The following is a 13,287-nucleotide window of genomic DNA, read 5'->3' on the forward strand; positions in this document are numbered from 1 at the left end:
ATGAAGATAAGTTATGAAGATTTTGCTCGTGTTGATTTGCGTTCTGGAACCGTAGTGAAGGTGGAAGAATTTCCGAGAGCAAAAAAACCGGCATCTAAAGTCTGGGTCGATTTTGGCGAAGAAATCGGTATCTTACAAACCTCTGCTCAAGTCACTAACTACACACGAGAATCGTTGTTGGGAAAATCAGTGGTTGGCTGTGTAAATTTAAGTGAAAAAAATGTGGCTGGATTTACCTCACAATTTTTATTGGTGGGTTTTACTGATGCAAATGGAGCTATTTGCTTAATCACCACGGATTATAAAGTCCCCAACGGCCAAAAATTGCATTAGGGGATGTTGATATTATTAAGATTAAAATAATATCTTTTTGATTCATATTCTGTCATTCCCGCGAAGGCGGGAATGACGCAGCTTGATGTGCAGTTTCAAATTTTCTAACTATCAGAATTCAATCCTTGGTAACTAATTTCTCCTAAATATATATTTGAGTAGTATCATAAGCCTTGTGAATTTCTGTAGTAGCAGTCCTCGGGTCCGTATCTTCCTGCGGTGGTGTATGCTCAGGTTTAGTTTCATTATTGTCTATTTTTGATGTGTTTACGGGACGACGAGCAAGATCAGATGTAGGTTTAACAGATTTTCCAAGAGCTGTTTGCATTTTTTTATGGGAATCGGGGTTCTTCTCTTCTTCCTTCGTAGCCAGCTCGTTTTCTTCTTTCGGAGCGTAAAATGTTACCATGCTTGTTTGCAGTGGGCTATCATCCAAGAACAAATCTTTAACCTTATTTTTCTCAAGGGCAGATAAAAGTTTATGACTGTGTTGAAGTTCTGGGCTGCTCTCCATGTCTTTCATGTTAGCTTCCAGTCTGTTAGGAACGGTTTTGGCCCATCCAAGCCAGACGAAGAATTTTTCCCAGAACCAGGCTTTATGATAGTTATAGGTGGCTACTTCATCCTCAATATATTTGTGAGCTTGAGTTTTAAAGCAATCGAAATCTTTTTTAAATTCTAGATCTGTTATATTCGTGCTCAAGTATTTATTTAAATATGTAAATATCTCTGTTAGCTCTTCTAAGGTAAGGGTTTTATTCTCAAGTTTGGGGGATAAACTCTTCATTCTCATTCTATTTAGATAATCTCCATAGTCTTTCTCCACCTCGAGTAATGTTTTGCTTAGGAGTTGGTTAGCGAAAGATGTTTCCTTCACATTTTTGTTTGGTTCTAGAAAACGCTTACCTTCTTCAATAGCTTGATAAAGAGTTTCGAGATATTTTTTTTGTAACTCTTTTTTATTAGTCATCTGGACTTGGTTTGCAATTTTTTGAATGGTTTCTATTTTGATTGCCACCTCACGGAAAGAGATTGAGGAAACCTTTTTTTGTTTAAAGAGTGTTAAGAGCATGAGCTCAGCATCGTAGTCGAGTAATGAAAGATTATCCTTATAACCGGCCAATGCGTCTTTAAGCTCAGTGATATTGATATCTTCTTCGCCTTTTTGTATTAACCCACGCAATGCAGTAGCGACAGGAAAAACCTCCTGTCCATGAAGTTTATTTAATTCAACGCAAAACTCTTCAGGGTTAAGGTGTAATTTCTCTGAAGAAAGCATGTTCGAAAAAGTCTCTAAACTAATTCGTTGATTAGGATTATTCCTTGTTAGTGCCTGACTTAAAGTAAGTAAATTTCGTTCTTCCACACTAGGATTTGGAATAAAATCAAAAAAATTAACCCGCTGAATATTAATTGAAGCCTTTCCCATCACTAAAAATAATTTTAATGCTATTCCCACTTGGAAAGACATATAGGGCACAAGATCAATCTCTGGGGGTTTCTGCTTCTTCTGGAGATGTAATCTTCTTAATCGAGCACCAAAGTTATTTCCCGCTTTATTGAGATGTTGCGTCAATTCTGGAGGTGAATAAAGGGGACTGGTTCTAACTTCTGTAATAGGGATTTTTCTCTTACTTAAAAGAGTCTTTCGATCACTTACTTGAATTTTGTAAGTTGTGATAGTTCCATGATCGGTCTCAGTTAGCTGAAAATCAACAAGAAAATTTGAAAGTTTAATATCCGGATGATATAGGCCTAGTGCAATTAGCTCTTGGCAAAATCGACTGATCTGAGCAAAATAAAGTTGGGCTTGTCGAACGATATCCTCTATTTCCAGCTTATCGGCAATGTGTTCTAAATCTCCTCCTGTTGCGTATCGGCTGATACTAACAGGTTTATAACCCCCTTTTTCATCTCGCTCCATGAAAGTAACATAGTCAGGAATAAAAAATCTCGCTATGGGGTTAGATTGTAACCGCTGCTCATGTTCTAAATCGTCACGATCCTCTTTGCGAATGACTAACATTATGTCTGAATTATGTGCTTTAAGCTTGAATAGGAAATTGTCATTATTTACTTTCCTTCCTAAGCGTTTTTCTTCTTCCTTTGCAAATTCCTTGTCCATAGTAAACGTTTTGTCTTCTCGGTTTTCTAAACGTGCTTCAGCTTTCGCTAGACAGAAAGGCAGCATATGACGATGCTCTGCTAATAATGCTTGTACTGCAGATGAAGATTGAATTAAATGAAACATGTTGGTATGAGTTTTATGCAAGCGACCTTGCAACTCATCCAAATCTTCTTCTGCTTTTGAAAGATCAGATGATGTCTTTTCTTTCTCTGATTCCAGCTTACACTTTTGTTTTAACATGTTGCTTAAAATCAAGTAACGCTGATTCATGAGCTCATAAAATCTTAGAACGCTTGTTTCAGAGTCCAAATCCTCTTGCGTTACTTCCTCATCAATACTTTCTTTTTGCTCATTTTTTGCTTTCAATAGACTGGCATATGCAGCTGAATATTCTCCGCTTCTAAGAAAAATCGATGCATCTCGATGTATTCCGAAATGCTGTAGTTCTCCATGTAAGCTATTTGTCTTCTGAAATGTTTTCTCTATCTCGAGATCCTGCTCAAGCCTACTCTTCAGTATGCGCGTTTGTTCAAGGGCTTTCTCTAAACCGTTTGCCTCTTTAAGCTCCTTCTCTAAGCTTTTTATCTGTCTGAGCGCTTCTGCTCCAGGGGAAGACTTCTGAAGCGTCTTTTCTAAGTCGTTTGCTAGCTGAAGAGCACCTTCCAGGCTGTTACGCTTAAGAGTCTCTTGCAATTTAAGTCTCTGTTGTAGAGCTTCTGTTAATTGTCCTGTCTGTTGAAGTGTCTGCTCTAAACCATCTACGCACCTAAGCGATTCCTCTGGACCAGTTGTCTGCTCTCTAATTTCCTTCTCTAAGTTGGTTGCTCGTTTAAGCGTTTCCTGAAATATGTGTGTCTTTTTCTTAAGCGCTTCCTCTAAGTTGTTTGCTTGCCGACGCAGCGTTGTCTCTAGTTTTTTGGCCTGCTGAAGCTGCTTTCGTAATGGGCTTTTCTGATTTAGAGAGTCATCTAAGCTTTTTGCTTGCTGAAATATTGTTTTATCGGGGTCTCTTATTTGCTTGAGCGTTTCCTGTAGTTCCTCTTGTGCTTGCGTAAGTGACTCTTGTGAATCAATGTCACTTTCTTGCCCAAGCATTTCTTGTAACGTATCTAGTTGCTTAAGCGCTTCCTCTAGGTGGCTTGCTTCCTCAAAGTCTTTTTGTAATTCGGTTACCTGCTCAAGTGTCTTTTTTAAACATTTTTTGTAATTAGCTGCCTGCGTTAAATTGCAGGACAGCTCAAGTGTTCTTCCTAATGTTTCTGTCTGCCGAAGCGCTTTTTTTATGAGCTCTGTTCGTGTATCAGTAAACAATCTATTCTCGTTTCGCCAATCATAAACCGCACTTATAATTATACTCGTGGCTCCAAGAGCTGCGGCTTCAGGACGCTCTTCGAAAAATTCAGCTTCACACTGTTCAACGATAGCTCTCGAGTACATGTCGATTTGTTCAAGGAACATCAACTGCTCGGAACTACCTTCTTCAGCTTTATTAAAACTGTCGATCAATGTAGATAGAATTGTATAACGTGGATCTGTGAGTGCTTTTTTATCAGAGATGATGGGCTTAGAAAGCTTATGTAATGGCATAATTTAAATAAGACGAATAAATTAAGTGTTGTCTATTTTAACACGATGTCAAATTTAGAACAATAAGTTAATATAATGTACTTTTGTGACCATTGCAAAACAAAGGTTGCATATTTTATTTTTAACTGGTGTTTTAGCTATAAATTACGCTGAGCTAAAAAACCAGTGTAGAAACAAATACTTTTTTCTGACAAACTAAATTCTAAGAAATTTTAGGGTGTGTTGATAATTGGTACCAAACCTACGTGCCGCGACTTGTTCGCGGCACGTGTTGGGGGCATTGTCGACACACTTTAGAGAATTTGTTTAGGAGATTTGATTATGAGAATACTAATTATCGGGGCTTCTGGCACCATCGGACGAGCCATCGTAAATGAGTTGCAATCACGTCATGAAATGATTAGCGCGGGTTTTAATTCAGGTGATATTAACGTTGATCTTAAGGATAAACACTCAATTGAGCAAATGTTTAACAAAATTAAGTCGGTGGATGCAGTAATTGTGGCGGCGGGTAAGGTGCATTTTGGTGATTTCATGCAAATGGATGAAGAGGAATTTAGCGTTGGTTTAAAAGATAAACTAATGGGACAAGTGAATACGGTATTAATAGGAAGGCATTATGTAAATGAAGGCGGCTCGTTTACTTTAACGAGTGGTGTTTTAAGTGATGATCCAATTCGTTATGGTTGTTCGGCGTCACTGGTTAATGGTGCTTTGCGTTCCTTTGTTATCGCAGCGGCAATAGAAATGCCAAAACGACAACGTATTAATTGCGTTAGCCCAACTGTCATTGCTGAATCAATGGAAAATTATGCAGAATATTTCAGAGGCTATGAGCCCGTGCCTGCTGCTCGTGTGGCCCTGGCTTATAGTAAAAGTGTGGAAGGCTTACAAACTGGCAAGATATATAATGTACAATAGTTTAGAAAATGTCTACAAAGCTTTCCCTTGCGAGAGTTTTATGCGTGGGGGACTAGTTCTCTTGCGCTCAGGAAAAACATCCTTAAATTGCAAATTAGTTGTTTGTGGGATGAGATGCCGACGCTTATCGAAGCCTCCAATTTTGTAAATTAGGATGGGGCCGACAAAGCTTATCACTCCCATTACAAAGGCGATTTTATAGCTTGGATCAGGATTTAGAATCAGGAAAGTCATACAGGCTAACATCAGAATAATAGCGACAATGCCGGTATAAGGGGAGCCTGGTGTTTTATAACTTAAATCCTCAGTGGTATAACCTGCTTTATATAAGCGTTTGCGAAAATTAATTTGTGCCCAACAGAGAGAAATCCAAGCGGTGGCTCCGGTAAAGCCTGAGACAAGCAGAAGAGCAATATATAGCATGGACTGACCAAAAAAATAGCCTGCGGCCAACAATAACCAAATCGCAATTAAAGTGACGATGCCTGCGTTTTGTGGGACTGCATTGCGATTTAACTTGCTTAATTTATGTGGTGCCATACCATTGCGAGCAAGCGCATTTAATGATCTCACGATGCCATAAACGCCCGAATTTGAACAAGAAAGAGTAGCACTAAGGGTGACAAAGCTGGTAGCCACACCTGCCCACTTTAAGCCGTAGAAATCAAGCGCATCGGCAAATACTGAATTTGCAAGTCCTGCTTTTTGCCAGGGAAAAATCAAAACCAAACAAAAAACCGGGATGATATAGATAAAGAGAATTCTAAACGTTACTGTGCGAATTGCACGTGGTATCATCCGAGCTGGATTAATTGACTCTCCAGCAGCAAGACCGATAATTTCAGAGCCCTGATAATTCACGAGCAGTAAAACCATGGCTGTTAGCAAAACCATAGGCCCATTAGGGAAGAGTCCTCCTTGATCAAAAATAAACTTACCGCCAATAATCCCACCTGGTTGTGGCCCGTGGATGATACCAAAGAAAATCAAAACCGATAGCCCAACAAAACCCATAAGGGCGGCAATTTTGATAATAGCCAACCAAAATTCAATCTCACCAAAAGTACCCACCTTGGCAATATTGATATAAGTAATCAGGAGGCCGAAGCAAACAGCCCAGATATAGCCATTTATTCCAGTAAAATGTTGCATGATGATCCCACCTGCAATGCACTCTGCTGGTATATAAGCGACCCAACTGATCCAATAAGACCATCCCACACCACAAGCAATGGTTGGAGAGATAAAATCAGCGGTATACGTGATGAATGAGCCTGAAATCGGAATTGCAACAGCAAGTTCTCCCATGCAGAGCATGGTTAGATAGATGATTAAACCGCCAAGCATATAGGCGATAAAAACAGAAGGGCCGACCTGGTTGACAACTGCGCCTGTTCCTAGAAAATAGCCGGAGCCAATAATTCCGCCCAATGCAATCAATTGAACGTGACGGTCTTTAAGACCTCTTCTGTAACCGCCATCGTTTATTGGCGCGGCACTGCCTTTGTTATGAGTACTCACTAACTGTTTAATCTCTCTCAAAGTGAAGGATGAATGGCCCGAAAAATTGTACAATAATTTTGTATTTTGTCCATAAATTTTTACGTCAAAATACACAGAAGGAGATTTTTATAAGAAAAAAGCTTAGAACGCAAGAATTATTTTTTTGAGTGAATCACTAATTTATAAGAGTGGTTATTTTGCTATGAGAAACTGTTAAAGGGTCAACGATGTATAGATTTAGCTTCGCATAGACAAAAAATCAAAATGGTGTCTTTGCGAGCATTAGCGAAGCAACCCAGATCGAACTTTGAACAAAGATTTGTACTTGATTGCTTCACTTCGTTCGCAATGACGGTATAAAAAATTTTGGGATTAAAATGAATATCTTATCAACTGAGCGTATCGTAATTAGAGAATGGCAAGATTCTGACCTTTTACCCTTTGCTCTAATGAATGCTGATAGCAAAGTCATGAAATATTTTCCCGCCAGGCTTACAGAACAAGAAACAAGGGCTATGGTTGAACGAATACAAGCACACATTCAACGTCATGGATTTGGTCTTTGGGCAGCTGAACTTAAAGCAACAAAAGAGTTTATTGGATTTATCGGTTTAAATGTCCCTTCTTTTACAGCACATTTTACTCCTTGTGTCGAAATTGGCTGGCGTCTGGCTCGATCATTTTGGGGGCAAGGATTGGCCACTGAGGGAGGCAAGGCTGTGTTGGACTATGCTTTCGACAAGTTACACGTGCAGGAAATTGTTTCTTTTACCTCAGAGAGGAATAAACGGTCACAGCGGGTCATGCAAAAAATAGGGTTGTCTCATGATAAAAAGGATGATTTTCATCATCCCAATTTACCTATTGAGCATCCTCTTTCGTGGCATGTTCTGTATCGTTTGTTGCAAAAAGATTGGCAAACGCGACAATCAAGTATGACGAACGACGTTTTATAATGTTCTATTTATCATAAGGCCAAAGAAGCTTCTTCGCGACCGGACTCAATTTCCATTTTGAGACTCTGCAGATTTTTTATTTCTAAAAGAGCATCAGAAAATAGTTTGGCAACAGGGTGCTCAGGAGAAAATTTAGCACATTCCATTGCTTTTTTAAGCCGCTGGGTTAATTTTCGGCATTCTGTACTGACCGGCAGGAGAATGCTATACAACCGACTGTTTTGGGGAATAGAGACAAAGAATGAGCCATAGGAATATTCTTTTTCTATAGCGCTTTGAATCTCACCCACCTTTTTCTGACAGTGAAATAATTTTGCCAGAGGTTTTGTTAAGCAGGGAATCTCATCATTTAGTTGGAATAAAGCGTTAATCTGGGTGGACCGATTAGGGTGTCTTCCGTAATTATTGGCTTGACCGTCATAAGCGTGAACTTGATTCATTAACTTTTTCATCAAACTCTCGAAGTTATAATTTTGAATTGGCGCTAGCTGGTTCTTGATGGAATTAAGATAAAGGTTTGCTGCAGTAACCACTTGTTGCTGCCATGCTTTGCTCACTTTAAATAACGACTCCCAGTCTTGGATAGGCAGAAAAGAGATGATCTCACACTGTATCTCTACAGGTAAGAGTTGGATGAAAAGACTATTTATTAAAGCTTCTTTAATATGAGGAATCTCATATTCTTTATTGTGAATGATGCTAATGCTCAAATCAGGATTTTGAGCGATTGCTGCAAGAACAATGTCTTGCAAACGAGCAGGGGTGTTGGTTCGTGTTTTACCTGGCATTTTTGATGATATCAGAGCTATAAATTCAAATAACATACATCATGATAATCAAAAATTCAATTACGATGAAATGCTATCAATCTGTGCTCCATAAGATCAATTATTTTGAATGTGAATTTAGAAGATCGCTTGATATTTTGCACGCTTAGCTCAAATTTTTTTGAATTTGTTATTAACCAATAATTAACGGTTAATTATTGACTCTTGGTAAGGCTAAAGCTATTTTCTTGCAGGCAAGATGCTTGCCTCAAGTTTCCTCAACGAGGTATGGAATAAATACAAAGATAGGATTTCTAAATGAAGATTTCAAAAATTAAAGAATGTCTTGAGGGTTATGATGCAAACAAGGGCTTCAGCCGCCGTAATCTAAAAGGCGAGCCTCATATCGAAGAATTACGTCAATTTTATGATCCCATTAAAGAAGAAAATAGGGATTTAACACCCGAAGAACACTTGAAATTGGTCAAAATTTGCCTCGGAAAAAATACTTGGAATGATTCAGAGAGCAGTAAAGCCCTTGATGGCCTCTTAGACCAATTAGGGGGGAGGGAGGCACTGCAACGGTTGAAAGATCACAAACGGTTAACCATGACGACGGTTGTGCTCATCGAAACAAATAAACAATTTGCTGATGAGTTATCTCATTTTATCGTTTTATTAAAGGGTGTTGTTACTGGTGAGCCTCTGCGAACATTGATAAAACAGATCGATTTATCAACGATTCAACCAAAGTTAAAAGACATAAGGTCTCTAAAAAAAGCAAACTTGCTTTGTCAGGAAACAGTGTTATTAGTGGCCAAATGTGAAGCAGAAGCAGCGACTGCAATGGCTAACACAATATTGCTCTTGGATAAGCATAAAATCGGCAAAGAAGCTTGGGATTATTTGCCTTGTTCTATTTACATCGGTTCTATTTACAATATTTTGTTACGACTTGAAAGTACTGATCCTAACTTGATTGCACCCCATTTAAAAGCCATATGCAATCTCGAGAAAGACAGCTTATTGCTTTCAGAGATCCTCGATGAGCTCAGTCAAATAAAGGGATTTATATTTCGTGAGACTGGCTGGAATACAGAATATAATTTGGATGCCATCATTGTAAGTATTATTGCTGGGTTTGGCACAAAAATAGCAATAGCTTTCGAAAAATTAAAGACGTTCAAACTCAGTCCCCATCTAGTTCAACCCATTTTGGAGACAATATTTAAGTTCCCTGAATGCTATGACAAATTTCTTGATGGAGTGGGAAATCTCCTGCAAAACGATCTAATGGATAAAGACAATCTAGGAGTCATCTGCCGCACTCCAGGATACGCAGATGACCTTGCTTTTTTGTTAAAAGAATTAAAGGATGGTCAATATTCTCCCGAAACGAAAGAACTGGCACTGAGGGACCCAGAAAATGCGACGATTGTGGGCAGTATCATGGTCTATCTTGATCTTAAACTTTTTAATGCAGAAGATGAATTATTGCAGACAAACGCTAAGCTGACAAAGAAGAATATCCTCTGCCAAGAATTATTGAGTAAGAAATTAATGAGAGTAGAGCTCCTTGATCTATTAGCTGATCTAGAAAGTGCAGAACTTCTCAATCTTCCGAATATTGAAAAATTAATTAAGCATGCTCAATTTTTCCGAGTGGTAGAAAGTGCTTGTACCTGTTTATTCGATAGCGACAAACTTGATCAAAGGAATTTTGATCTACTTTTTGAGGATCCTGAGCATGCTTTAAGCATTGTGGAGGTATTAGGAGCGAAGCCTCATCCAGTGACGACTTCTGAAGAAAAATATACCAATAAAGGAGCCAAAGATTTTGTTCGTATTAGGGAGGTTGCACGAGTGTTTGCCCAAGGGCATGCTCAGCATAGCTTTTTTCGTCTCCCAAGCGAGCCATTAGCTCAAAAAATAAAGGTATTTTGCAAACTTAGCAAGCAAGATCCCAGTCAATTTGAACCTGCGGTGCAGCTTGAGGTTCAAAAGCAAATTTTAACTAAAATCGTGCAAATGTGTGGGAATGGATACCTTAAAAAAGAGGTGGAGCAGGCAATCGCTTCTGATTTTTTTGCTAGACCTTCATGAGGGTAGATTAGAATTGTTTTGGTTTCCCTAACCCGTCCCGCTGCGCGCGTCGACCTCTCCCACAAGGGGAGAGGCATTTTTTCCTTCTCCCCTTGTGGGCTTGTGGGAGAGGGTAGGGTGAGGGTTTTAAAAGAATGGCTACCTCAAGAAATTCCACAAGTATTTTCTTCTAAAAAGTGATGTGAACCCCATTTTTTTATATAGGGACAAACTGGTTTCCGCTGCTTCTAGAAAACAAAGCTCTACTCCTAATTTTTTTACCTCTTCTAAAGCGTAAGACAATAAATAGCGGCCGTAACCTTTTCCTTGATAAGAAGGTACGGTTCCAAAATCATCGATGCGCGCAACATTGTTGGTAAAAGAAAGCGTTAGGGAGGATATGGGGTCGTCATCAATAAACAAGGTTAAATGGCGCAGTTGTGATGGTTTACTCAGTGCGTGTTCATGAGTTTGTAGATAAAGAGCGGTTAATTCTTCTGTGGAATGAAAAGCTTCTATCAAGGGTAACATCCAGGCTTTTAAATTCGTGTCAGTCGATTTAACTAATCGATCCACTTGCGGTTCAAACTGCGGTTTCTTATTAATCGCAATAACCATTGGTGTTGCATTTTCAGCGTCTTCAAAGTAAAGACGAGCCAAAGATTCCTCCAGTTCATGCTCTAAATAATGTTCAGAGAGTACCGCAGCCCAGGGTAAATTTTTCGCGCAAAAAAATTGGTCGCACTCGCAAAGAAAATCTTTGAGGTTATTGATGTCCTTATGCATGACAACAAGATTTAAGCTTGCTACAGGCACACCGGTTATATAAACTGCAGTCTCATTCTCTAAGATGAAGGATTCTCGGCTTATCGCTTTGAAGAAATAGTCTTCGCACTGATAGAAAAGGTCTATTAATTGTGCATTCATAGAGAGATTTGTTATAAATTTCCTGATAGTAGTGGCGGAGAGAGAGGGATTCGAACCCTCGATACGTTGCCGTATACACACTTTCCAGGCGTGCGCCTTCGACCGCTCGGCCATCTCTCCTCAAGCGCGAAGAATATACTCATCTACCCAGGAAATCAACCGCGAGTAGGAATATCAGGAATTCATAGGGATAGTATATAATTACAGTATCTTTTTTAGCGTAATGAATAGATATGATTACCAAAATCACTCTTGCCATTCTATGCGTTATGTCTTCAGCAAAACTTTTTGCTTTCCCATGTTTTTTTACTCTAGCAAAGGATAGTTGTTGGGCTAACTATGAAGTAAAGGTTATTGTCATCGATGCAACGACAAACAAACAAATTTTAACCATTGATCTCCCTAAGGGAAAATCTTGGGGAAGACAGTTATTCACTTGTGAACCTGCGCAACGATTCTATTATCAAGCGACTTATCAGCCTGTATTTTGGCAAAGTGAGATCGGCAAAACCTACAAATCGATACGCTACTGGTCTTTGCCAGCCTCTATAGGTCCAAAGGAAACAGCTTGGAACATTCCTGTTTGTTTTGCTGCTAATTTTGCGGCTGTACCTCTTCCCCCAGATGCAGTTGGAAATTGCGATTGTGGCTGGGAAAATATTCCTCCACCACCACCACAATAGAGTCTGTAAGCTCAACTTAGGAATGAAACATGGAAATTGACTTATACGGTAACGCAAGCGTTCACGTATAAGTCAACTTGGTAGTTCTGGAACTCAGATAAAGAAGGCTTTCATTCGCAGCAATGACACTGTATTATCCTCCTTCATGGCTGAGAGAGAGGGGTTATAGGTGACAACCTTAAGACAGCAAATTGCACAGATGCTAATCATGGGGTTCTCAGGAACAACAATTGATCAATCCAGTCCTGTCAGACGTTGGATAAATCAGGATGGGATAGGCGGTGTTTTGTTATTTGACTATGATGTAAGCCAGCAACGCCAGGGTAAGAATCTCGTGGATCGTACTCAAATTCAACATTTGACGAATCAACTTCAGCAAGCTGCACTTTCAAGTCATCAACAAATGAAACTCCCTCTTTTTATCGCCATTGACTATGAGGGAGGGACGGTTGATCGTTTAAAGCATGTGCCGGGGTGTACGTCTACGATAAGTCCCTGTGAACAAGCCATGCTTTCAAGAACGGATTTTCGTATTGAAGCTAATAAGATGGCAGAAAATATAAAATCCTTAGGTTTTAATCTTAACTTTGCCCCAGTGGTGGATTTAGAGCTCACAAAAGAACATGGCATCATAGGGAAGTTAGGACGTAGTTTCTCTTCCCGGCCCGACAGGGTTAGTGCGATTGCTAAATCATTTGTGGATACTCATGCTAAACATGAGATTGTTTGTTGCTACAAACATTTTCCAGGTCATGGTAGTGCCTTGGGAGATACTCATGCTGACTTTGTTGATGTCACTGACACGTTTCAGTCGGCTGAGCTTGAGCCCTATAGGATTATGGCCAAGGAGAAGAGTTTTCCGGCAATGGTTATGACAGCCCATGTCATTAACCGCAAGCTTGATCCTAGTGGCTTACCGGCGACCTTATCAAAAACAATGTTATCCCTATTGCGACAAGAACTTGGTTTTGACGGTGTAGTCATTAGTGATGATTTACAGATGCATGCTATAGCCAAACACTATTCTTTGCAGGATGCGTTGTGTTTAACGATTAATGCAGGAGCTGACATGTTAATTTTTGCTAATCAATTAGGAGAAATTACTGCCGGTGAAGTGATCGATAAGATAGAAGAGCTTGTCAGTTTAAAAGTAATATCATCGGAACGTATCGCACAAGCTTATGCGAGAATAGTGCGCTTAAAGCAATTTTATAGCTGCAAAAGGAATTTCGTGCAAAATTAACTTGACCTAAAAAGAAAATATGTTAGCATATGATCTCTCTGTACAAAAAATAAACTAACTCATGATGATTATGCACGACCCTTCTGATTTACCTTCATACACAGTAATCTCTTCTCCGGCATTCTTCTCCCATATTTGCTGCTGCTGTTGTTGCTAA

10 protein-coding genes and 1 tRNA gene are annotated in these 13,287 nt (G+C 39.4%); 6 read left to right on the forward strand and 5 right to left on the reverse strand.

Annotation, left to right across the window (positions count from 1 at the left end; genetic code table 11):
- Nucleotides 1-333, forward strand: a complete 333-nt coding sequence (locus tag CKV79_RS04470) for a tRNA-binding protein (RefSeq protein ID WP_028374421.1) — start codon at nucleotides 1-3, stop codon at nucleotides 331-333.
- A 142-nt stretch (nucleotides 334-475) separates the two neighbouring features.
- Here the strand turns inward: CKV79_RS04470 and CKV79_RS04475 are convergent, their stop codons facing one another.
- Complete coding sequence (locus CKV79_RS04475) at nucleotides 476-4,048, reverse strand: hypothetical protein (RefSeq protein WP_028374420.1); 3,573 nt, start codon at nucleotides 4,046-4,048, stop codon at nucleotides 476-478.
- Between the two features lie 321 nt (nucleotides 4,049-4,369).
- Here CKV79_RS04475 and CKV79_RS04480 point away from each other — a divergent pair, with 321 nt between their 5' ends.
- Nucleotides 4,370-4,969, forward strand: coding sequence for a short chain dehydrogenase (locus tag CKV79_RS04480; RefSeq protein ID WP_028374419.1), 600 nt, complete (start codon nucleotides 4,370-4,372; stop codon nucleotides 4,967-4,969).
- A gap of 12 nt (nucleotides 4,970-4,981) precedes the next feature.
- Here CKV79_RS04480 and CKV79_RS04485 read toward each other — a convergent pair whose 3' ends face one another.
- Nucleotides 4,982-6,490: an amino acid permease gene (locus tag CKV79_RS04485; protein ID WP_095141846.1), complete on the reverse strand. Its 1,509-nt coding sequence runs from the start codon at nucleotides 6,488-6,490 to the stop codon at nucleotides 4,982-4,984.
- A gap of 359 nt (nucleotides 6,491-6,849) precedes the next feature.
- Between CKV79_RS04485 and CKV79_RS04490 the strand changes: the two genes are divergently transcribed.
- Complete coding sequence (locus CKV79_RS04490; RefSeq protein ID WP_028374418.1) at nucleotides 6,850-7,428, forward strand: GNAT family N-acetyltransferase; 579 nt, start codon at nucleotides 6,850-6,852, stop codon at nucleotides 7,426-7,428.
- 11 nt (nucleotides 7,429-7,439) lie between these two features.
- On the opposite strand, the gene CKV79_RS04495 is transcribed toward CKV79_RS04490, so the two are convergent.
- Complete coding sequence (locus CKV79_RS04495) at nucleotides 7,440-8,216, reverse strand: F-box protein (RefSeq protein WP_157737133.1); 777 nt, start codon at nucleotides 8,214-8,216, stop codon at nucleotides 7,440-7,442.
- Nucleotides 8,217-8,513: 297 nt separating this feature from the next.
- On the opposite strand from CKV79_RS04495, the gene CKV79_RS04500 reads away from it, so the two are divergent.
- On the forward strand, nucleotides 8,514-10,298 hold the full coding sequence (locus CKV79_RS04500; RefSeq protein ID WP_028374416.1) for a hypothetical protein: 1,785 nt from the start codon (nucleotides 8,514-8,516) through the stop codon (nucleotides 10,296-10,298).
- Nucleotides 10,299-10,436: 138 nt separating this feature from the next.
- Here the strand turns inward: CKV79_RS04500 and CKV79_RS04505 are convergent, their stop codons facing one another.
- Together CKV79_RS04505 and CKV79_RS04510 are read right to left on the reverse strand one after the other, a co-directional pair.
- Entirely contained in the window at nucleotides 10,437-11,204 is a 768-nt protein-coding gene (locus CKV79_RS04505; protein ID WP_028374415.1) for a GNAT family N-acetyltransferase, read from the reverse strand.
- Between the two features lie 32 nt (nucleotides 11,205-11,236).
- A tRNA-Ser gene (locus CKV79_RS04510) sits at nucleotides 11,237-11,324 on the reverse strand.
- A gap of 113 nt (nucleotides 11,325-11,437) precedes the next feature.
- On the opposite strand from CKV79_RS04510, the gene CKV79_RS04515 reads away from it, so the two are divergent.
- The gene (locus CKV79_RS04515; protein ID WP_028374414.1) at nucleotides 11,438-11,887 is read left to right on the forward strand and encodes a hypothetical protein; all 450 of its coding nucleotides are present in this window, start codon (nucleotides 11,438-11,440) and stop codon (nucleotides 11,885-11,887) included.
- A 169-nt stretch (nucleotides 11,888-12,056) separates the two neighbouring features.
- Nucleotides 12,057-13,130, forward strand: a complete 1,074-nt coding sequence (locus CKV79_RS04520) for a glycoside hydrolase family 3 protein (protein WP_028374413.1) — start codon at nucleotides 12,057-12,059, stop codon at nucleotides 13,128-13,130.
- The last annotated feature ends 157 nt before the right edge of the window (nucleotides 13,131-13,287 follow it).

It is taken from the genome of Legionella lansingensis (assembly GCF_900187355.1).
Taxonomy (GTDB): Bacteria; Pseudomonadota; Gammaproteobacteria; order Legionellales; family Legionellaceae; genus Tatlockia; species Tatlockia lansingensis.

Coding starts and splice junctions, on each gene's coding strand:
- CKV79_RS04505 (WP_028374415.1), bottom strand. CDS start 11,204: ATGAATGCACAATTAATAGACCTTTTCTATCAGTGCGAAGACTATTTC.
- CKV79_RS04490 (WP_028374418.1), top strand. CDS start 6,850: ATGAATATCTTATCAACTGAGCGTATCGTAATTAGAGAATGGCAAGAT.
- CKV79_RS04500 (WP_028374416.1), top strand. CDS start 8,514: ATGAAGATTTCAAAAATTAAAGAATGTCTTGAGGGTTATGATGCAAAC.
- CKV79_RS04480 (WP_028374419.1), top strand. CDS start 4,370: ATGAGAATACTAATTATCGGGGCTTCTGGCACCATCGGACGAGCCATC.
- CKV79_RS04470 (WP_028374421.1), top strand. CDS start 1: ATGAAGATAAGTTATGAAGATTTTGCTCGTGTTGATTTGCGTTCTGGA.
- CKV79_RS04515 (WP_028374414.1), top strand. CDS start 11,438: ATGATTACCAAAATCACTCTTGCCATTCTATGCGTTATGTCTTCAGCA.
- CKV79_RS04475 (WP_028374420.1), bottom strand. CDS start 4,048: ATGCCATTACATAAGCTTTCTAAGCCCATCATCTCTGATAAAAAAGCA.
- CKV79_RS04495 (WP_157737133.1), bottom strand. CDS start 8,216: ATGCCAGGTAAAACACGAACCAACACCCCTGCTCGTTTGCAAGACATT.